This window comes from Micromonospora sp. NPDC049048 (assembly GCF_043197615.1).
GTDB lineage: Bacteria > Actinomycetota > Actinomycetes > Mycobacteriales > Micromonosporaceae > Micromonospora.
This window is the reverse complement of sequence record NZ_JBICTM010000002.1, coordinates 826,788-844,257: the sequence shown is the minus strand read 5'-3', so window position 1 is coordinate 844,257 and position 17,470 is coordinate 826,788. Positions and strand designations below refer to the sequence as shown.

Here is a 17,470-nt window from a genome sequence, read left to right as displayed (position 1 = left end):
CAACCCTGATCGAGGAGTCCAGATGACCCAGACCCTACCGGACACCTACCGGGTCGCCTTCGACCTGAACGCCGGCGTCGATCCGATGACGTTCCTTCCCGGCACCACCACCGGCGGGATCACGACCCGCCTGCGCGCAGCGTTCCTCGCGGCCGACGTGATCCGCGACGGGCAGCAGCTCACCGCTGCGATCGACGTCGAGGCGGGCACGGTCGTCGTCTCGATCGACGGCGATGTGATCGAGCACGGGTCGATCACCGCGATCGAGCCGGCCGTGGAGGTGCTCGACAGCAACGACGAGCTCGTGCTCGGCACGGTCACGATCAGCCGGCCGGAGCCGGACTACTGGGAGACCCTCGCCGAGGACCTGCACCGGGCCGCCGTCCGGATCGCCACCCTCGCCGGGAGCGGCCTCCTCAAGCCGGCCAGCGTCAACCTGAACATCCTCGTCAGCGTGTCCCCGGGGGACGCCGAGCAGACGGTGCCGGTGGTCGACGCGCTCGCCGCCGCGTTCGGCGGCACCGCCGGCCCCGACGAGCAGACCACCTATTACCACTCGGCCCGCCTCCAGCTCGGGGCGGTGAAGTTCCACCCCTACACCTTCGTCCCGGACCGGGAGGAGTCGGAGCTGGAGCGGCTCCGCGCCGAGGTCGCCGAGCTGCGTGCCGCACAGGGCGGTGCGTGATGCCGCAGCCGATCCAGCCCACCCAAGACGACCCGTTCCCCGTCGGTAACCCCACCGGCCCCTGCGTCGACCCGTCGGGCCTGCGCTATGACCGCGCCGACCTCGACGAGACCGTCCCGGTGCCGGCCGGCGTGGAGGTCATCCCCGTCGGCACCCGCCACCGCCTCACCGTCCCCGTCAAGGCGTGCTGCGGCACGGTCCTCGCCGGCGAGCGGTGCGACTGCCGGACGGTACGCCGCCAGATCCGCCGCGCGCCCGTCGTCGTGTTCCGCGCCTACAACCTGCGGGCGCTGCGGGAGGCCGGCATCACCGCCGTCGACCTCGACCGGAGGGCCGCGTGATGCTGACCATCACCGACCTGTTCTGCGGCGCCGGCGGCAGCTCGTCCGGGGCCATCCAGGTGCCCGGCGTGCGCGTCCGCATGGCCGCCAACCACTGGAAGCTCGCCGTCGAGACCCACAACACCAACCACCCCGACGCCGACCACGCCGCCGTCGACCTCCACGAGGAAAACCCGCGGTACTTCCCCCGCACCGACATCCTGTGGGCGTCGCCCGAGTGCACGAAGTGGTCGCAGGCCGGCGGCAGCAAGTCCAAGCCGGCGATCGAGGAAGGGCTGTTCGAGGACCCGCTGTCCGACGACGCCGCCACCCGCTCGCGGCTGCTCATGTTCGACGTGCTGCGCTTCGCCGAGCACCACCGGTACCGGGCGATCGTCGTCGAGAACGTCGTCGACATCGCCACCCAGCCCCGCTACCGGCTGGCCTGGCAGGTGTGGCGGGAGCAGCTCGCCGCCCTCGGCTACCGCTTCAAGGTCGTGTCGCTGAACAGCATGCACGCCCAGGCTCTCGGCCCGGCGGCGCCGCAGTCCCGCGACCGGCTGTACGTGGTGGCGTGGCGGCGCGGCGAGCGCGCCCCCGACCTGGCCCGCTTCCAGCGGCCGAGGGCGTGGTGCCCTCGCTGCGACGCGATCGTGGAGGCCGAGCAGGCGTGGAAGCCAGGCCGGACGGTCGGCCGGTACCGGCAGCAGTACGTGTACGTCCACGGCGCGTGCGGTCAGGCCGTCGAGCCGCAGGTGCTGCCGGCCGCCGCCGCGATCGACTGGACGCTGCCCGGCGAGCGCATCGGCGACCGGCTCAAGCCGCTCGCGGAGAAGACGCTGGCCCGGATCGAGGCCGGTCTGCGCCGGTACGCGGGCGCGCCGTTCGTGACCAACCACCGGGGCAGCGCCGACCAGCAGCGGACGGTGCCGCTGGGGGGCCCGCTGCCGACGCTGACCGCGTCCGGGAACCACCTCGGGTCGGTGGTGCCGCCGATGCTGGTCCCGGCCGGCGGCACCTGGAACGACGCCGCCGCGTCCGTCGCCGAGCCGTTCCGCACCCGCACCACCCGCGACACCGAGGCGCTCGTGGTGCCGCTGCGCAACAACGGGGTCGCCCGGCCCGCCGGCTCGCACCCGGTGCCCACCGTCGCCGCCGCCGGCAACCACCACGCCCTCGTCATGCGGAACATGACCGCCCGCGGCGACCAGGGGCAGATGTCCACACCGGTCAACGAGCCGATCCGCACCCAGACCGCCTCGTCGGTGCAGTCCCTGATCCGCTGGGACCACTTGGTCTACGCCTTCGACACCGGTCGGCTGCGCACCGTCGACCGGCCGCTGCCCACCCAGACCACCGTCGAGGGTGACGCCGTCGTCAACCCGTCCATCGCCGTCGACGACTGCACGTTCCGGATGCTGGAGCCGCACGAGATCCAGCTCGCCATGGCGTTCGGCGCCGACTACCGGGTGCTCGGCAACAAGCGGGAGCGGGTGCGGCAGCTCGGCAACGCCGTCACCCCGCCGGCCGCCCGAGACCTCATCGCCGCCGTCGTCGAGGCCCTCGGCGGAGAGGCGGTCGCCCGATGACCGCCCTGCTGATCACCCTGGCCGTGCTCGTCGTCCTGCTGCTGATCGCCCTGGCCACCGCGTCGCTGCTGGCGTACGGGTACGCCGACGCCCTCGCGGCCACCACCGCCGAGCGGGACGAGGCCATCGCCGAGGCGCGCACCGCCCGCCGCGAGGAGCGGGGACTGCGCGCCGACCTGGCCCGCCTCACCGCCCAGCACGCCATCGCCCGCGCCGCACTCACCCCCGACGCGCCCGCCGAGCGGCCCTGGCCCCGCTGGGGCCACCGCACCCTCCGCGACATCCACCTGGCCGCCTCGCCGGCCGACTTCGACACCCCGGGAGAGACCCCGTGACCACCGACACGACCGTAACCATCACCACCGGCCGCCTCGCCCAGGCCCTCGGCTCCGTGGTTCCGTTCGCCAGCCGCGACGTCACCCTGCCGTCCGTTTGCGCCGTCCAGCTCCACTGCGCCGAAGGCGTCCTCACCGCCAGCGCCACCAACCGATACGTCATCGGCCACGCCCGCCAGCCCGCCACCGGCGCATTCACGCGCCCCCGCCTCCTGCACTGGCGTGATGCCCGCGCCCTTCGCAAGGCCCTCAGTCGCTTCATGCGGGACCAGGGCAGCAGCGCTGACCTCGTCGCCATCACCGAGGCTGACGCCAGCCTGACCGTGAAGTTCGGCTACGTCACGCTGTCCCTCGATGAGCCGGAGGGCGCGAAGGGCGCCCCCGACCTGGGGCCGATTCTCGCCAAGCTGCCGACCAACGACACCGCCGGCGTCCAGGCACCCATCGGCATCAGTCGGCGTGTCGTGAAGCCGGTCCTCAAGGCCGCCCGCTGGGCTCCGTGCGATCCGATGCGGTGGCTGATGGCCGAGCCGGGCAAGCCGTTCCGCGTCGACATCGGTGACTGGTTCGTCGCCGCTGTGATGCCGGTTTCGCTGCGCGGCGACGAGAAGAACGTCCCGATCGAGCTGCCCCAGGCCGCCGAGGCGGTGACCGCGTGACCGCCGTCGACGCCCCCACCGCCCAGCAGCCCACCGCCGCGCCGGCCCCCATCCAGGGGCCGGCCCCGGCCGGGCGCTACATCGGCCGCCACCGCGCCGACCGCAACGAGCCCCGCCACACCCGCCACGTCATCGCCGACCCGGTGCCCGTCAGCTACCGGCTCAGCCCCGCCGCGCAGCAGCTCGTCACCGCCACCAGCGACAAGGTGCCCGCCAGCCCCGCCGACGCCACCGGCCTGCTCGACATGCGCCACGCCTGGACCACGCCCGCCGTCCTCGCCGACCTGCGCGACGACCTCACCCGCACCGACGACACGGAAGGAACCACCCACGCATGACCACCGTGACCGAGCCGGGCCTCTACCCCGACATGGACGAGGCCGACTACCACCGGGATCCCGTCCCCGGCGGCAGCCTCTCGTCCACCGGCGCCCGGAAGCTCCTGCCGCCGAAGACCCCCGCGCACTACGACCACGACCGGCGCAACCCGCCGCCGTCGCGCGAGGACTTCGACCTCGGCAAGGCCGTCCACACCCGGCTACTCGGGGCCGGCTCGGTCACGGTCATCGTCGACGCCAAGGACTGGAAGACCAAGGCGGCCCGCGAAGCCCGCGACGCCGCGTACGCCGCCGGCCAGGTGCCGCTGCTCGCCCACCAGGCCGAGCAGGTCGACGCGATGGTCGACGCCGTCCGCAGCCACCGGCTCGCCGCCGCCCTGCTCGACCCCGCCGCCGGCTAGGCCGAGGCGTCAGCGTTCTGGCAGGACCCGCGCACCGGCATCTGGCGCCGGGCCCGCTTCGACATGCTGCGCCGCCGCGAGGTCGTCGACCTGAAGACCTGCGACGCCGCCGACGCCGAGAACATCACCCGCTCCGTGCGCCGCTACGGCTACCACCAGCAGGCCGCGTTCTACCTCGACGCCGTCCGCGACCTCGACGTCTGCCCCGACCCGGCGTTCCTGTTCGTGTTCGTCGAAAAGGCACCCCCGCACCTGGTGCACGTCGTGCAGCTCGACGGGCCGTCGATCGCCCGCGGCGACGAACTGAACCGGCAGGCCATCGACCGGTTCGCCGAGTGCCAGGCCACCGGCGAGTGGCCCGGCTACCCGTCCGACATCACCACCATCTCGCTGCCCCCGTATGCCCTCCGAGACCAGGAGTTCTGATGAGCGACCTCGTGATCCGCAACGACCAGCACCTCGACATCCCCACCGGCACCGAACCCGCCACCGCCCAGCTCGTCCAGTGGGCGCAGGCCGCCGACGCCGCCGGACGATTCGCCGAGGTCGTCTGCAACACCTCCGCCGTCCCGCAGGCGTACCGGGGTAAGCCCGCCGAGGCCGCCGCCGCGATCCTCGCCGGCGCCGAGGTCGGACTGTCCCCGATGGCCAGCCTCCGCGCGTTCGACAACATCCAGGGCACCCCCGCGCCGAAGGCCATCACGCTGCGGGCCATCGCCCAGGGCCTCGGCCACGAGGTGCGCATCGACCAGTCCACCGCCGCCATCGCCGTCGTGTCCGGCCGCCGCAAGGGCGACACCGAGTGGCAGACCTCCACCTGGGACCTGGAGCGGGCCCGCGTCATGGGCCTGCTCGTCAAGGACCAGTGGAAGAAGCAGCCCGGCGCGATGCTCGTCGCCCGCGCCACCGCCGAGGTGTGCCGGTGGATCGCCTCCGACGCGATCATGGGCATGCCCTACACCGCCGAGGAGATCCGCGACCAGGGCGTCACCGTCGAGCACCGGCCCGCGCCCCGGATGGTGTCCGCCGCCGACTTCATCGAGCCGACCGACGCCGCCGTCGAGCAGCCGCTCACCGCCGCCGAGGTGCTCGACGAGATCGCCGCCGCGCAGACCCAGCAGCGCCTCGACGAGATCAAGGCCCTCTGCTACCAGCAGGGGCACCGCGGGCAGGACGTACGCGACGCCTGGTCCGCCCGCTCTCACCAGCTCGCCGAGGCGGCCTGATGACGACCCGCCGGGACCCGTTCGCCGAGGTGATGACCGAGGCCGAACTGATGAGCCTCGTCCGGGACCTCGCCACCCGCATCGGCCTGCGCTGCTACCACACCCACGACTCGCGCCGCTCCGACGCCGGCTGGCCCGACCTGGCCATCGTCGGCCGACGGCTGCTCCTGCGGGAGCTGAAGACCGAGACCGGGCGGGTGCGGCCCGAACAGCAGGAATGGATCGACGACCTCGGCCGCGCCGGTGCCGACGTGGACGTGTGGCGGCCGTCGGACTGGCGGTCCGGGCGGATCGCCGCCGAGCTGACCGAGGCGGCCCGCTGATGGCCCGCCCGATCACCACCCACCTGTTCGTGCTCGACGCCACCGAGCACGCCGGGCACCGCGGTGAGACGCCGTGCCCGTGGTGCCCGTGCCAGGCGTGTCCGCTGCCGGCCGGCAACCGGGTCCACGACCTGCCGGACGCGCCGGACGCCCAGGCCGAGCACCGCCGCCGCATCGGAGACGAGGACGACCGATGACCGCCTACACCTACCGGGCCCTGTGGGAGATCGGCGACACCAGCCGGCCCCGCTCCGCCCTCATCGCCGAGGCGTCCGCCGCCCTGGACGTGATGGCCGCGAACGACGGCGCCCGCATCGTCGGCGACCCGACGTGGACCGTCGCGGAACGGCGGCTGGTGTGCGAGGCCCCCGCCGTGCCCCTGGCCGCCCTGGAGGAGTCCGAGAGCGCCCGCCGGGCCCGCCTGGAGGGCGACGTCCTCCGCCTCGCCGGGCTGCGCTGGTCGGCCCGGCAGATCGCCGCCACGACCGGCCTGTCCCCGAACACCGTCCGCGCCGTCCTTGCCCGCTACCGCGAACCGGCGGCGGCCTGACCGGGCGGGCCGCCCAGCACCGACCGCACCAGCAGATCAGGAGGCGTCGACCGTGACGTCAGGCCGCACCGGCATCTTCGCCCCGCGCTCGCGCAGGTACCAGCGCACGAACTCGACCAGCACCGCCGAGCGGGTCGGTCGGGCCACCTCGCCGAAGCGTTTCCACAGCTCAGCGTCGAGGCGGAATCGCTGGATGGGGGTCTTCGGCTGGTTCGGCATGTCGGCTCCCTGGTGCGTTGTGGTGGCTACACCCGGGATGGTACCTGAGTTGATAGGTGTGGCTACACCTGATCTAATGGGTGTAGCCACACCGGAACGTCTGTACGAACCAAAAGCGGGAGAACTCGTGAGCGTCGGCAACTCCGTGCACCAGCACCACAACCGCGATCGGGGGGCGGCTGCCTGATGGCGCGCATCCGAACGATCAAGCCCGAGTTCTTTACCTCGCTGACCGTCGCCAGCCTCCCCGTCGAGGCCCGGCTGACGTTCATCGGCCTGTGGACGCACGTCGATGACGAGGGCCGCTGCGTCGACGACGCCCGACTCATCAAGGCCGCCGTCTGGCCCCTCGACGACCGGCTCTCCACTGACGTCGAACTGGACCTTAAGCGGCTCAGTGAGTCCTCACTGATCGTTCGCTACAACGTCGGCGAGCGCTCATACCTGGCCGTCCGAGGGTGGAGTGAGCACCAGCGGATCAACCGTCCGACCCGCAGCAAGCTCCCCGCGCCACCGGAGTCCGGCAGTGCAGACCAGAGCCCCGGCCGGAGCCACGATGGACCGCCCCCACCTGCGGAAACGTACATCACTGATGACTTCACTGACGACTCACTGAACCCTCACGGCACCTTCCCGGACGACTCACGCCAGGAAAGGAACAGGGAACAGGGAACAGGGAACAGGGAAGAAGAGCGTCCGACGCCTCCGGCGCCCGACGACGACCGGCCCGACGTCGAGCAGATCTGCAAGCACCTCGCCGACCGGATCGAGGCCAACGGGTCGAAGCGACCCGCCATCGGCAAGACCTGGCGCGACGCAGCCCGCAGGCTCATCGACCTCGACGACCGCAGCGTCGACCAGATCATCCGCTGCATCGACTGGTGCCAGGACGACCCGTTCTGGCGGTCCAACGTCCTGTCGATGCCGAAGCTGCGCGAGAAGTACGACCAGCTTCGCCTCGCCGCCCAGCGCGACACCGCGCGGTCCGCCAACCGCACCACCGGCGCGAACCGGCACCACGACACCCGGCCCGACCAGAACCCCTTCCGCACCGGCGAAGCCGTCGCGACCTACGCCAGCCAGAGCACCGGAGGCACCCGATGACCACGCCCCTGTCCGCCGCCCTCCGGGCCACCGCCACCACCCACGACGGGCGCCGCATCGGCGACTGGCCCGCCCGCATCGCCGCCCACACCACCCGGACCGACACCAGCGGCCCCAGCCACGAAGAGCAGCTGCGCGCCATCGACCTCGCCGAAATGCAGGCCATCCGCCACCGCCAGGCCGCCAACCGGGCCGTCGTCTACACCCGCCGCCGGCCCTCGAGGTACGCCACCGCGTCGTACGACACCCTCCGCCCCGACCAGGACCCCCGCGGCAAGGTCAGCCGGTGGTGGACCAGCGGCCCCCGCTCCCTCGTCCTCGCCGGCCCCACCCGCACCGGCAAAACCACCTCCGCGTACGCCATCGGCAACGACGTCCACGCCCAGGGCCAGTGGGTGATGGTGTGGACCGCCGCCGACCTGTCCGCCGCCCTCAAGCCCGACAGCAACGAGCCGCTCGCCTACGACTACGCCACCACCTGCCCCCTGCTCGTCATCGACGACCTCGGCCGCGAACGCGTCACCGACTGGTGGCTGGAGCAGCTCCAGCGCATCGTCGACCACCGCTGCGCACACGAGCGCCGGCTCATCGTCACCACCAACACCGCCGGTGAGGCCGGCGCCGTCTACGACGAGCTGTCCGCCCGCTACGGCCACCCCGTCGTCGAGCGGCTCCTCGACGGCGGCGGGCTCCTCGTGCTCGACGGCCCGCCGGTGCGCCACGTGATGAGCGAGTGGTGACCCGCCTCGACCCGGCGCAGGTGGCCCGCAACGAGCACGGCATCGCCGCCTGCCGGGCCGCCCTCGACGCCGTGCTCGCCCGCCGCGAACAGCCGGCAGACGACGAGCAGCCGCTGACCCGCTCCGACGAACTACTCGCCGCCGCCCGCCGCCGGGCCGCCCACGACCGCCTGACCGCCCCGACACCGAGGAGACACCCCTGATGGCCCTCATCACCGCCGAGTCCGACGCCCGAGCCCGCCAGCTCTGCAATCGGCTCGCCCTCCAGCGCCTCGTCCTCGGCCTCACCCAACGCGACCTCGCCGCCCACCTCGGCGACCAGCAGGGCAACGTCCAGGTGCTCGAAACTGCGAAGCGCCGGCCGCTGCTGCCGACGTTCATCTCGTACGCGTGGGCCCTCGGCCTCGACGTCGCCCTGGTCGCCGAGCACCACCTGCCGCTGCTCGACCTCACCGCCGACGAGATCCGCGCCATCGCCGTCAACCTGCGCGGCTGGCTCCAGCTCGGCGACGACCCGCTCATCCGCTCCGCGCTGACCAAGCTCGGCGCCACCGACGTCGCGGCCGACGACCTCGACGCCGACACCTGGCCCGCCGACTACCCGCTCGACCACTGCCAGCCCGGCGACCCCACCGCCCGGCCCGTCACCACCGTCCACCTGCCCGCCGCCGACATCGCCTGACCCGGAGGACCGCCATGACCACCACCGAGCCCGCCGACCGGGGCCCCGTCGTCTCGCCATGCGACTGGTGCCGCAAGCCCGGTGCCACTCACGGCCCCGACGAGCACCCCCTGCCGAAGACCCACCTCGACTACGACGCGTTCTTCGACGCCAGCGACGACGAGCTGGCCGCGATGACGGTCTGCGCCCTCGACCACTTCGGAGAGGACCACCGCCGTGACCGCTGACCGCATCCTGCGCGCCATCGACGCCACCCTCACCGCCACGGAGGCACACATGCCCGAGCCCACCGCCGACCAGCTGCACGCCGACGAATGCGCCTTCTGCGTTGCGCCCAGCCTCCGCAGGCTGCCCAACGGCGCTTGCGCCTCATGCCCGATTCACGGCACCACCGCCGCCCCGTACGACGCCGGAGACGCCGCACCCCGCCGCCACATCGCCCTCACCCCGCCCACCCCCGACGAGCAGATCCGCACCATGGCCCTGGCCGCCGCCACCGCCGAACACCAACGCGACGACGCCCAGGCCGCCGCCCAGCGCCTGGAGGCCGAACGCGACGACCTGCGCATCCAGCTCGCCAACGTCACCGCCGACCGCGACGACGCCCGCGCCGCCCTGCGCACCGCCCACCGCACCCTCACGCGGCTGTGGGCCAACGACGAAGAGCGCGAGCGGATCTGGACCGACCACGACACCATCGACGCGCCCGCCCAGGACGCCGCTGAGCCGCCGCACAGCGCCAGCGGGGGCACGGAGGCGCACGACGGGGCGGCAGAGGCGCACAGAGGCGCTGAGGGGGCCGCGCCGCCCCGCCTCGGTTCCCCGCGTCCCGCGCAGGAAGGCCCGTCGCTGATCGAGGCGATGGAAGACGTCCACCGCCACGGCGACCGGGCCGAACACGCCGATCGCGCGCAGGAGCCGCCGGCTGCCGCAGACCTTCTGCGGATGGCCGCCGCCGGTCGCCGCGAGTACGCCAGGGCCATCCCGGAGAAGGCCGAACCGCTCGACCTCCAGGCGCACACCCTCGACGCCGCCGCCCGCGTCGTGGAGGGTGACCTGGCGCCGCTCTACGACTGGCTGCCGTCGTGGCAGTGGACCGGCGAGATGAACGCCCGGCTGCACCCGACCGCCGCAGCCATGGCCGAGCGGACCCCCGTGCCCGAGTACCACTGGGGCCGCGCCTGGAGCCCCAGCAGCGACGAAGCCACCTGCCCCTGCCCGAAGGCCCCCTGCGGGTACGTCGTCCGATCCAGCGAGCCCACCGGCTGCGACCTGCACGGGCTGACGCAGACGATGCGCGGCGGCCACCCCGCCGACCGCTGCCCCGGCAAGCGGGAGGGCTGAGCGGTGCCCATCCGCCCCGAAAACCTCGCCCGCTACCCCGACAACTGGCCCGACATCTCCCTCGCCATGAAGGAAGCCGCCGGCTGGCAGTGCACCTGCGAAGGCGAGTGCGGACGCGGCACCCACGCCGGCCGCTGCCCCAACCGCCACGGCGAGCCCGCGTACGGCACCGGCAGCAAGGTCGTGCTCACCACCGCGCACCTCGACCACACCCCGGAGAACTGCGACCCCGCCAACCTGCGGCCGATGTGCCAGGGCTGCCACCTGCACTACGACCGCGACCACCACCGCGAGACCGCTGCGGCGACCCGCCGCGCCCAGATCGCCGAAGCCGGCCAGCTCGACCTGTTCGCCACCGCTCAGCCCTGACGAGGAGCACCGTGACCCCGCACCACCTGCACGCCGTCGCCGCCGCCTGGTCCCTCCAGGCGGCGCTGGCCGCCCTCCAAGCCGCCGCCATGGAAGCCGTCGCCGACGCCCTCGCCGGCGACACCGGCCGCCGCGACATCTCCATCCCCTCCCAGCAGTTCGGCCGCCGCCACGCCCTCGGCGGCCACGGCGACCCCACCGCCGACCACGCCCTCGGCGCATGGGCACCCACCCGCCCCGACCCCTGCGCCGAAGCCCTCGGCAGCATCCTCCGCGAACTCGACCGCCTCGCCGGACACCTACCCGGTGCGCCCGGCCAAGACCCGGCCACCCGCATCCGACAGGCCATCCCCGGCATGCGACCCCACGTCGCCGCCCGCACCAGCCAAGCCCTGCGCCACCTCGACCGAGCCGCCCGCCGGCACCTCCACATGCCGCCCGACCTCGCACCCCTACCCGGCAACCCGCCCTGCCCCGCCTGCCGACTCCAGATGCTCCAGGTCCACACCGCCGACCCCACCCGCACCGTCGTGTGCACCGCCGACTGCCACTGCACCGGCGACACCTGCCCCTGCGGCATGCCCGTACGGCTGGAAGGCGCCGCACACATCTGGACCAGCGACCGCCTCACGAGGGAGGCAGCATGAACGCCACCCTGCTCGCCCCGCCCGCCCTACCCCGCGACGCCGACGGCCACGAGTGCGGCACCGCCGACATGCTCGCCGCCCGCCTCACCACACCCGAACGCACCATCACCGCCGCCCGGGTACGCGACTGGGCCCGCCGCAGCCGCAACCCGGACGACCGGCTCCACGGCATGTTGCCCGGCCGCCACATCCCCGGACCCCGCACCGGCAACACCGTCTACCGGCTCATCGACGCGGCACGCTGCGCCCGGGCAACCGGACAGCGGCCGTGTATGATCACACACTGATGGGTGGCACAGCCTGCCCAGAAACAGCCCGCAGCCCGGATGGTCGACCACTCAGGTCCCGCCGGGCTGTACTGCGTCCGGGGACGGGGACGCACGGGGCGGGGGACGCGGGCAGGCCGCTGTGGTGGCCGGCCTGCCCGCACCACCCACCACGGGAGGACAGCAGCAAGGGGGCGCACATGCCCAAGCCCGGTGGTACCACAGACCGCGGCTACGGCTGGGAACACCAGCAGGCCAGAGCCAAGGCCCTCGCCCACCTACGCCGCGTAGGCCAGCTGCCCTGCCCCTTCTGCCACAAGCCGATGACCGCAGACATGACGCTGCACTACGACCACTACCCACCCCTCGCCCTGGGTGGAGGTGGCACCCGCCGCCTGGCCCATGCCGCGTGCAACTGCCGAGCTGGACAGCAGCTTGGAGTACGACGCCGACGCGCGAAGCGAACTCGAACGACACGCGTCGTCAACTCGCGTCGATGGTGACGCAGCGTGGAGGTAGGGGGGCACCCGGACGACGCAGAGTGACGCAGCATGACCCCACGCTCTTCCGTCAGGCTTTTCTCCCCCCGGGGCTGGATCTTGGAGGCGGCCGGTGGGCATGACGAACGCGGAGCGGCAGCGGCGGTACCGGGAGCGCAAGCGTGCTGAGCAGCGCGGAGGCGGCGGGGACGTCACGTCACCTGTTACGCCGGCCGTTACGCGTAACGCCGTTACGCCGGATGGGCCGACGGCGCCGGAGCTGGGCGTCCGGGGCAGTCGGCTGTGGCAGGAGATCGCTGACGAGGGCGGCGAGCTGAAGCCTGGTGAGCGGGTGGTGCTGGAGGAGGCGTGCCGGACCGCTGACCGCCTGGACACGATCGACCGGATCCTGCGCGGCGACGAGGACTCCTGGATGCGGTTCCGGTCGATGAACGAGGACGGCACCGTTGTGGCGGTGCAGATCAACAACGTGCTGGCCGAGGCCCGGCAGCAGCAGGTGGCGTTGAAGGCGCTCCTGGCGGAGCTGCGGACATCGCGCGCTGCCGGGAGCGGGAAGCCGGCCGGCCGGGGTGGCGCGAAGCCGGCGACGGCGGGGAGTACGGGAGGTGCTGCTGGTGGCGGTGGCATCGTCGATCTCGCCGCTCGGATTGCTCGGCGGGCGCAGCCCGCGGGTTGACACCCAGCCAGAGTCCGTCGACTCGTTCGGCCCGGAAGCTGTCGAGCTGATGCGCCGCGCCGGCATGCCGATGGATGCCTGGCAGGAGGATTCCATCACGGCCATGCTGGCGGTCCGCGAGGACGGCCGGTGGGCGTGCTTCGAGTACTGCGAATGGGTGTCCCGGCAGAACGGCAAGGGGTGCCTGCTGGAGGCTCGGGCGCTGACCGGGCTGTTGCTGCTCGGTGAGCGGCTGATCATGTGGTCGGCGCACGAGTACAAGACGGCGATGGAGTCGTTCCGTCGGGTGATCTGGCTGGTGGGGCGGCTGGGCACGAAGGTCAACGACAACCTGTACGACGTCGATGGCGTCCTGCTCAAGGTCATCAACACCAACGGTGAGGAGTCGATCGAGCGTCTCGATACGGGCGCTCGGATCAAGTTCGTGGCCCGGTCCAAGGGCAGCGGCCGAGGCTTCTCAGGCGACGTCAACCTCATCGATGAGACGTTCGCCTACACCTTCGTGCAGCAGTCGGCGCTGATGCCGACCATGTCGGCCCGGCCGAACCCGCAGGTGGTCTACACCAGCTCGCCGCCGCTGACCGGCGACACCGGCGAAGTCATGTACCTGCTGCGGCACCGCGGTGACCCGACCGCACCGCGCGGTACCGACGACGAGCCGTGGGAGCAGGATCCGGCGCTCGGCTATCGGGACTGGGGTCTGGGTGGCAACCTCGACTTCCTTGACGGTGTCGACCTTGATGACCTGCTGTTGTGGGCGGCGGCGAACCCGTCGCTGGGCATCCGGATCAGCGTCGAGCATGTGCGCCGCGAGCGGCGGTCGATGCCGCCGGAGGACTTCGCCCGGGAGCGGCTCGGGATCTGGCCCCGCCAGGTCGGTGACGGCGGCGCGCAGTGGCAGGTCATCGCCGAGCAGGAGTGGGAAGACGCACTCGACGTCGCCTCGCAGATGGCGGGGCGGCCCGCGATCGGCGTGTACGTGCCACCCGACCGGTCCTACACGGCGATCGGCCTGGCCGGGGCCCGGGTCGGCGGTGGCCGGCACATCGAGGTAGCCGGCGACGGCGAGGTGCTCGACTACCGACCCGGCACCCGATGGGTGGTCGCCCGGCTCAAGGAGCTGGAGGCGCACACGCCGTCGGTGCTGGTCATCGACGACAAGGCCCTCGCTGACGAGGCGGAGGCGGCGGGCCTGACGGTGCACCGGGCGAACCTCGGTGACGTGGTGACGGGCTGCCAGCTGCTCTACGACGGGGTGTCCGGCCGCGACCTGGACGGGCGGGACGTGCACCACGTCGGGCAGAAGGAACTCACCGACGCGGTGGCCGGGGCGGTGAAGCGCGACGTCGGCGGCTCGTGGGCGTGGGCCCGCCGGGACCTGGCGGTGGACGTGACGCCGCTGGCGGCGGTGTCGCTGGCCCTGTTCGGCCACTCGACGCCGCGGGTGCACCGCCCGTCCCGGCGGGTTCCGATGGCGGCGTTCGCCTGAGACGAAGGAGGCCCCGGTGACGGTGATCGAGTACGCGGACGTGACTCGGACCGAGCGGGTGGACCGGATCACCGCCCAGGCCCGGCAGTGGGCGCCCGGGCGCACGTTGCTGGGCCTGCTGGCGGCGGTGCTGGTCGGTGTCGGTCGCTTGGCCTTCGCGGTGTTCGCCGCGCTGTGGTTGGCGGCCACCTGGTGCGCGGCGGCCGTGAAGGTCGGGTGGGACGACGCCCGGCAGGCTCGACAGGAGCGCGTTGACGAGGCGATGAGGCGGGCTGATGGCGTCGACGCTTGACCGGGTGTCCGCCCGGCACCGGGCGATGACCGGCCGGGCCGACGAGGTGAAGGGCTGGTCGCAGCCGCCGTTCTGGCGGATGGAGGCGCTGCGTAACGCCCTGATCGGTTCGTCGGCACCGGACCGGGAGCGCATCGAGCACGAGTTCGAGGGCTACGTCGCCAGCGCCGGCAAGGGCAACGCTGTCGTCTTCTCCTGCTGCTACGCCCGGCTGCGAGTGTTCGTCGACGTGCAGATGCTGTGGCGCGACCGCGTCGACGGGCAGCTCGGCCCGTTCTACGACAGCGAGGATCTGGCGCTGCTGCGGCGACCGTGGCCGACCGGGACGCTGTCGAACCTGCTGGCGTGGATGGAGGTCGACGCGACCTACGCCGGCAACTCGTACGTCACCTGGTGCGACGACGAAGGTCGGTACGGGCGGGCGGCGCGCGGCCCGGGGCTGCGGCTGACGCGGCTGCGGCCCGACTGGGTGACGCTGGTGATCGGCTCGCACTCGGAGGACCCGTACGCGATCGACGCCCAGGTGGTCGGGCTGCTGTACGAGCCGCCGACGTCGGGCCTGGGCGTCGACGTCCGGACCAAGCCGGTGCTGCTGCTGCCCGGCGAGGTGTGCCACTACTCGCCGATCCCCGATCCGCAGGCCCGCTTCCGGGGCATGAGCTGGCTGACGCCGGTGCTGAGGGAGATCGGCGCGGACCTCGCGGCCACCGAGCACAAGACGAAGTTCTTCGAGAACGGCGCCGCGCTGAGCACGGTGGTCAGCCTCGACAAGGACGTAACGCCGGAGAAGTTCGCCGAGTTCGTCACCCTGTTCAAGGCGCAGCACGAGGGGCCCCGCAACGCGTACAAGACGCTGTTCTTCGGCGGCGGCGCGGACGTCACGATGCGCGGGGTCAACCTGAAGGAATTGGACTTCAAGTCGGTCCAGGGCGGCGGGGAAACCCGCATCGCGGCAGCGGCCGGCGTGCACCCCGTGGTCGTCGGCCTGTCCGAGGGCCTGTCGGGGTCGTCGCTGAACGCCGGCAACTACCAGGCGGCGCGGCGCAACGTCGGCGACGGCACGCTGCGACACCTGTGGGGTGAGGCGGCGGCCAGCCTGGAGACGCTGTTCCCGCGCCCGTCGGCGGCGGCGGAGCTGCGGCCGGACACCCGCGACACGGCGTTCGTGCGCGAGGACGCGAAGGACGTGGCGCAGATCCAGCAGACCCGCGCCACGGCGCTGCGGTCGCTGCTCGACGCCGGCTACGAACCGGACGCCGCGGTGGAGTACCTGCGCACCGACGATCTGGCCCGCCTGGTCGGCCGCCACTCGGGTTTGTATAGCGTCCAATTGCAGCCACCGATCACGGGGCCGGGTGGGCAGCCTGATCCCGATCCAGGTACTGAATGAGCGCGCGCAGGCGATCGCGATCGTCCCTTGCGTGGCCCAACGCGCTGTTGCAGTTGCCGCAGAGCAGACCACGCACGCGCCCCGTCTGATGGCAGTGGTCGACCTGGAAGGGGCGCCGGCCGGAGCCACCCCCGCAGGCGGCACACTTGCCGCCCTGCTCGGCGAGCATCTGATCGAACGTCTCGGGAGTCAGCCCGTAGCGGCCCAGGATGATTTCGCGGCGCTGCTCAGGGGTTCGGGACGCGTATGCGCGGCGACTCGCAACCGCCTGGCGGTCCCACTCGGCCCCGGGATTCTCAAGCCGCCACTTCCGGCGATAGCACGTGCCGCAGAGGTCTTGCGCTAGTACGGGCTTGTCGGGATGGCAGCTCGCCGGCCGACGGGGGCGGTTCTTGAATCGCTCCGGATTCTCCGCCTTCCACCAGGTCTGGTAGCAGGGCGAGCACTTTCCTCGCGCCCAGTGCGGGCGATCCGGGTGGCATTCGGCGGCACGGCGAGCTTTACCCATGACTGCAACTGTACCGGTCATGTGCAACTTCAAAGATTGATGGTCCCATGGCCGAAGGGGGGCAGGGGTGATGCAGGTCAAGGCACTGCGCGGGGTCGAGATCAAGGACGCCGACAAGGGCACCGTCGCGGCGGTTTTCTCGACGTTCAACGTGGTCGACTCCGACAAGGACGTCACCCTGCCGGGCGCGTTCGAGGACGGCGCGCCGTGGAAGATCAGCGCGTACGGCCACCAGTCGTGGATGGGCGTCCTGCCGGTCGGCAAGGGCACCGTCCGCACGACGAGCACCGAGGCGATCCTCGACGGCCAGTTCTTCATGGACACCCAGCACGGCGCGGACACCTTCCGCGTCGTCAAGGCCATGGGCGAGCTGCAGGAGTGGTCCTACAGCGTGCACCCGCTGAAGGAGTCCTACGGCGAGTTCGAGGGCCAGCAGGTGCGGTTCCTGGAGCAGCTCGGCGCCGGCGAGGTGTCGCCGGTGCTCGCGGGCGCCGGCGTCGGCACCCGCACCCTGGCGGCGAAGTCCGACGGCGGACTGCTGCTGCACGAGATCCAGACGGCGTTGGCGGCCATGGACGTGGTCGACGGCGCGATCACCAGCGCAAGCAGAGTGGGCGCTCTCCGCGCTGAGCGAGGCAAGTCCCTGTCCCGGGTCAACGCGGACGCGCTCGACCGCCTCGGCGGCGAGCTGAAGCGGCTGCACGAGGCGTACGTGGCGCTGAAGAGCGCCGACCCGGACGACACCGATTCCCAGGCCCTGGCCGATCAGGCCGCCAGCGAGCTGCTGCGGGCCATCGCGCGCACGAGGAGAGCATGAC

The 17,470-nt window shown here is 72.5% G+C and carries 27 protein-coding genes and 1 pseudogene; 26 read left to right on the top strand and 2 right to left on the bottom strand.

Features of this window, described 5'->3' with window-relative positions:
• The first annotated feature begins 22 nt into the window (after positions 1-22).
• From ACGFIG_RS09485 to ACGFIG_RS09430, 12 genes and pseudogenes are all read left to right on the top strand, one after another.
• Entirely contained in the window at positions 23-685 is a 663-nt protein-coding gene (locus ACGFIG_RS09485) for a hypothetical protein (protein WP_393000910.1), read from the top strand.
• The gene (locus tag ACGFIG_RS09480) at positions 685-1,026 is read left to right on the top strand and encodes a hypothetical protein (protein WP_393000908.1); all 342 of its coding nucleotides are present in this window, start codon (positions 685-687) and stop codon (positions 1,024-1,026) included. Before ACGFIG_RS09485 ends, ACGFIG_RS09480 begins: the two co-directional genes overlap by 1 nt.
• Positions 1,026-2,594, top strand: a complete 1,569-nt coding sequence (locus ACGFIG_RS09475) for a DNA cytosine methyltransferase (protein ID WP_393001401.1) — start codon at positions 1,026-1,028, stop codon at positions 2,592-2,594. The genes ACGFIG_RS09480 and ACGFIG_RS09475 overlap by 1 nt, the downstream gene beginning before the upstream one ends.
• Positions 2,591-2,929, top strand: a complete 339-nt coding sequence (locus tag ACGFIG_RS09470; RefSeq protein ID WP_393000906.1) for a hypothetical protein — start codon at positions 2,591-2,593, stop codon at positions 2,927-2,929. The genes ACGFIG_RS09475 and ACGFIG_RS09470 overlap by 4 nt, the downstream gene beginning before the upstream one ends.
• Entirely contained in the window at positions 2,926-3,588 is a 663-nt protein-coding gene (locus tag ACGFIG_RS09465) for a hypothetical protein (protein ID WP_393000904.1), read from the top strand. The genes ACGFIG_RS09470 and ACGFIG_RS09465 overlap by 4 nt, the downstream gene beginning before the upstream one ends.
• Positions 3,585-3,926, top strand: coding sequence for a hypothetical protein (locus ACGFIG_RS09460; protein WP_393000902.1), 342 nt, complete (start codon positions 3,585-3,587; stop codon positions 3,924-3,926). Before ACGFIG_RS09465 ends, ACGFIG_RS09460 begins: the two co-directional genes overlap by 4 nt.
• Positions 3,923-4,327 carry a hypothetical protein gene (locus ACGFIG_RS09455; RefSeq protein ID WP_393000900.1) on the top strand — a complete coding sequence of 135 codons (405 nt, stop codon included), beginning with the start codon at positions 3,923-3,925 and terminating at the stop codon, positions 4,325-4,327. Before ACGFIG_RS09460 ends, ACGFIG_RS09455 begins: the two co-directional genes overlap by 4 nt.
• A gap of 15 nt (positions 4,328-4,342) precedes the next feature.
• A pseudogene (locus ACGFIG_RS09450) lies at positions 4,343-4,753 on the top strand (PD-(D/E)XK nuclease-like domain-containing protein); the annotation flags it as partial.
• Positions 4,753-5,553 (top strand): hypothetical protein, encoded by an 801-nt coding sequence (locus ACGFIG_RS09445; protein ID WP_393000898.1) that lies wholly within the window; start codon positions 4,753-4,755, stop codon positions 5,551-5,553. The pseudogene ACGFIG_RS09450 and the gene ACGFIG_RS09445, both read left to right, overlap by 1 nt.
• A complete protein-coding gene (locus tag ACGFIG_RS09440) occupies positions 5,553-5,876 on the top strand; it encodes a VRR-NUC domain-containing protein (protein ID WP_393000896.1) in 324 nt (107 codons plus the stop codon). Before ACGFIG_RS09445 ends, ACGFIG_RS09440 begins: the two co-directional genes overlap by 1 nt.
• Positions 5,876-6,073: a hypothetical protein gene (locus ACGFIG_RS09435; protein ID WP_393000894.1), complete on the top strand. Its 198-nt coding sequence runs from the start codon at positions 5,876-5,878 to the stop codon at positions 6,071-6,073. Before ACGFIG_RS09440 ends, ACGFIG_RS09435 begins: the two co-directional genes overlap by 1 nt.
• Entirely contained in the window at positions 6,070-6,426 is a 357-nt protein-coding gene (locus ACGFIG_RS09430; RefSeq protein WP_393000892.1) for a hypothetical protein, read from the top strand. Before ACGFIG_RS09435 ends, ACGFIG_RS09430 begins: the two co-directional genes overlap by 4 nt.
• 36 nt (positions 6,427-6,462) lie before the next feature.
• On the opposite strand, the gene ACGFIG_RS09425 is transcribed toward ACGFIG_RS09430, so the two are convergent.
• On the bottom strand, positions 6,463-6,645 hold the full coding sequence (locus ACGFIG_RS09425; RefSeq protein WP_393000890.1) for a hypothetical protein: 183 nt from the start codon (positions 6,643-6,645) through the stop codon (positions 6,463-6,465).
• A 186-nt stretch (positions 6,646-6,831) separates the two neighbouring features.
• Between ACGFIG_RS09425 and ACGFIG_RS09420 the strand changes: the two genes are divergently transcribed.
• The 13 genes from ACGFIG_RS09420 (at position 6,832) to ACGFIG_RS09360 (ending at position 16,144) form a co-directional block, all read left to right on the top strand.
• The gene (locus ACGFIG_RS09420) at positions 6,832-7,749 is read left to right on the top strand and encodes a hypothetical protein (RefSeq protein WP_393000888.1); all 918 of its coding nucleotides are present in this window, start codon (positions 6,832-6,834) and stop codon (positions 7,747-7,749) included.
• The gene (locus ACGFIG_RS09415; RefSeq protein ID WP_393000886.1) at positions 7,746-8,489 is read left to right on the top strand and encodes an ATP-binding protein; all 744 of its coding nucleotides are present in this window, start codon (positions 7,746-7,748) and stop codon (positions 8,487-8,489) included. The genes ACGFIG_RS09420 and ACGFIG_RS09415 overlap by 4 nt, the downstream gene beginning before the upstream one ends.
• On the top strand, positions 8,486-8,692 hold the full coding sequence (locus ACGFIG_RS09410) for a hypothetical protein (RefSeq protein WP_393000885.1): 207 nt from the start codon (positions 8,486-8,488) through the stop codon (positions 8,690-8,692). The genes ACGFIG_RS09415 and ACGFIG_RS09410 overlap by 4 nt, the downstream gene beginning before the upstream one ends.
• A complete protein-coding gene (locus ACGFIG_RS09405) occupies positions 8,692-9,171 on the top strand; it encodes a hypothetical protein (RefSeq protein ID WP_393000883.1) in 480 nt (159 codons plus the stop codon). The genes ACGFIG_RS09410 and ACGFIG_RS09405 overlap by 1 nt, the downstream gene beginning before the upstream one ends.
• Before the next feature lie 14 nt (positions 9,172-9,185).
• On the top strand, positions 9,186-9,398 hold the full coding sequence (locus tag ACGFIG_RS09400; RefSeq protein WP_393000881.1) for a hypothetical protein: 213 nt from the start codon (positions 9,186-9,188) through the stop codon (positions 9,396-9,398).
• Positions 9,388-10,515 carry a hypothetical protein gene (locus tag ACGFIG_RS09395; protein WP_393000879.1) on the top strand — a complete coding sequence of 376 codons (1,128 nt, stop codon included), beginning with the start codon at positions 9,388-9,390 and terminating at the stop codon, positions 10,513-10,515. The genes ACGFIG_RS09400 and ACGFIG_RS09395 overlap by 11 nt, the downstream gene beginning before the upstream one ends.
• Positions 10,516-10,518: 3 nt before the next feature.
• Positions 10,519-10,884: a hypothetical protein gene (locus ACGFIG_RS09390; protein ID WP_393000877.1), complete on the top strand. Its 366-nt coding sequence runs from the start codon at positions 10,519-10,521 to the stop codon at positions 10,882-10,884.
• Positions 10,885-10,895: 11 nt separating this feature from the next.
• Entirely contained in the window at positions 10,896-11,531 is a 636-nt protein-coding gene (locus ACGFIG_RS09385; RefSeq protein WP_393000875.1) for a hypothetical protein, read from the top strand.
• Positions 11,528-11,818, top strand: coding sequence for a hypothetical protein (locus tag ACGFIG_RS09380; RefSeq protein WP_393000873.1), 291 nt, complete (start codon positions 11,528-11,530; stop codon positions 11,816-11,818). The genes ACGFIG_RS09385 and ACGFIG_RS09380 overlap by 4 nt, the downstream gene beginning before the upstream one ends.
• 597 nt (positions 11,819-12,415) lie before the next feature.
• Positions 12,416-12,973, top strand: coding sequence for a hypothetical protein (locus tag ACGFIG_RS09375; protein ID WP_393000871.1), 558 nt, complete (start codon positions 12,416-12,418; stop codon positions 12,971-12,973).
• Positions 12,912-14,462 carry a hypothetical protein gene (locus ACGFIG_RS09370; protein WP_393000869.1) on the top strand — a complete coding sequence of 517 codons (1,551 nt, stop codon included), beginning with the start codon at positions 12,912-12,914 and terminating at the stop codon, positions 14,460-14,462. Before ACGFIG_RS09375 ends, ACGFIG_RS09370 begins: the two co-directional genes overlap by 62 nt.
• Positions 14,463-14,478: 16 nt before the next feature.
• Positions 14,479-14,754 carry a hypothetical protein gene (locus ACGFIG_RS09365; RefSeq protein ID WP_393000867.1) on the top strand — a complete coding sequence of 92 codons (276 nt, stop codon included), beginning with the start codon at positions 14,479-14,481 and terminating at the stop codon, positions 14,752-14,754.
• Positions 14,738-16,144, top strand: coding sequence for a phage portal protein (locus ACGFIG_RS09360; protein WP_393000865.1), 1,407 nt, complete (start codon positions 14,738-14,740; stop codon positions 16,142-16,144). Before ACGFIG_RS09365 ends, ACGFIG_RS09360 begins: the two co-directional genes overlap by 17 nt.
• Here the strand turns inward: ACGFIG_RS09360 and ACGFIG_RS09355 are convergent.
• Positions 16,098-16,652 (bottom strand): endonuclease domain-containing protein, encoded by a 555-nt coding sequence (locus ACGFIG_RS09355; protein ID WP_393000863.1) that lies wholly within the window; start codon positions 16,650-16,652, stop codon positions 16,098-16,100. The two genes, ACGFIG_RS09360 and ACGFIG_RS09355, sit on opposite strands and share 47 nt — an antisense overlap.
• A gap of 70 nt (positions 16,653-16,722) precedes the next feature.
• On the opposite strand from ACGFIG_RS09355, the gene ACGFIG_RS09350 reads away from it, so the two are divergent.
• On the top strand, positions 16,723-17,469 hold the full coding sequence (locus ACGFIG_RS09350) for an HK97 family phage prohead protease (RefSeq protein WP_393000861.1): 747 nt from the start codon (positions 16,723-16,725) through the stop codon (positions 17,467-17,469).
• Position 17,470 lies beyond the last annotated feature (1 nt).

Bases quoted from the DNA above. Each gene is read 5' to 3' on its own strand.
- ACGFIG_RS09435 (WP_393000894.1), top strand. From the start codon at position 5,876: ATGGCCCGCCCGATCACCACCCACCTGTTCGTGCTCGACGCCACCGAG.
- ACGFIG_RS09430 (WP_393000892.1), top strand. From the start codon at position 6,070: ATGACCGCCTACACCTACCGGGCCCTGTGGGAGATCGGCGACACCAGC.
- ACGFIG_RS09375 (WP_393000871.1), top strand. From the start codon at position 12,416: ATGACGAACGCGGAGCGGCAGCGGCGGTACCGGGAGCGCAAGCGTGCT.
- ACGFIG_RS09355 (WP_393000863.1), bottom strand. From the start codon at position 16,652: ATGGGTAAAGCTCGCCGTGCCGCCGAATGCCACCCGGATCGCCCGCAC.
- ACGFIG_RS09415 (WP_393000886.1), top strand. From the start codon at position 7,746: ATGACCACGCCCCTGTCCGCCGCCCTCCGGGCCACCGCCACCACCCAC.
- ACGFIG_RS09470 (WP_393000906.1), top strand. From the start codon at position 2,591: ATGACCGCCCTGCTGATCACCCTGGCCGTGCTCGTCGTCCTGCTGCTG.
- ACGFIG_RS09405 (WP_393000883.1), top strand. From the start codon at position 8,692: ATGGCCCTCATCACCGCCGAGTCCGACGCCCGAGCCCGCCAGCTCTGC.
- ACGFIG_RS09455 (WP_393000900.1), top strand. From the start codon at position 3,923: ATGACCACCGTGACCGAGCCGGGCCTCTACCCCGACATGGACGAGGCC.
- ACGFIG_RS09380 (WP_393000873.1), top strand. From the start codon at position 11,528: ATGAACGCCACCCTGCTCGCCCCGCCCGCCCTACCCCGCGACGCCGAC.
- ACGFIG_RS09485 (WP_393000910.1), top strand. From the start codon at position 23: ATGACCCAGACCCTACCGGACACCTACCGGGTCGCCTTCGACCTGAAC.
- ACGFIG_RS09440 (WP_393000896.1), top strand. From the start codon at position 5,553: ATGACGACCCGCCGGGACCCGTTCGCCGAGGTGATGACCGAGGCCGAA.
- ACGFIG_RS09360 (WP_393000865.1), top strand. From the start codon at position 14,738: ATGGCGTCGACGCTTGACCGGGTGTCCGCCCGGCACCGGGCGATGACC.
- ACGFIG_RS09475 (WP_393001401.1), top strand. From the start codon at position 1,026: ATGCTGACCATCACCGACCTGTTCTGCGGCGCCGGCGGCAGCTCGTCC.
- ACGFIG_RS09445 (WP_393000898.1), top strand. From the start codon at position 4,753: ATGAGCGACCTCGTGATCCGCAACGACCAGCACCTCGACATCCCCACC.
- ACGFIG_RS09420 (WP_393000888.1), top strand. From the start codon at position 6,832: ATGGCGCGCATCCGAACGATCAAGCCCGAGTTCTTTACCTCGCTGACC.
- ACGFIG_RS09400 (WP_393000881.1), top strand. From the start codon at position 9,186: ATGACCACCACCGAGCCCGCCGACCGGGGCCCCGTCGTCTCGCCATGC.
- ACGFIG_RS09350 (WP_393000861.1), top strand. From the start codon at position 16,723: ATGCAGGTCAAGGCACTGCGCGGGGTCGAGATCAAGGACGCCGACAAG.
- ACGFIG_RS09425 (WP_393000890.1), bottom strand. From the start codon at position 6,645: ATGCCGAACCAGCCGAAGACCCCCATCCAGCGATTCCGCCTCGACGCT.
- ACGFIG_RS09480 (WP_393000908.1), top strand. From the start codon at position 685: ATGCCGCAGCCGATCCAGCCCACCCAAGACGACCCGTTCCCCGTCGGT.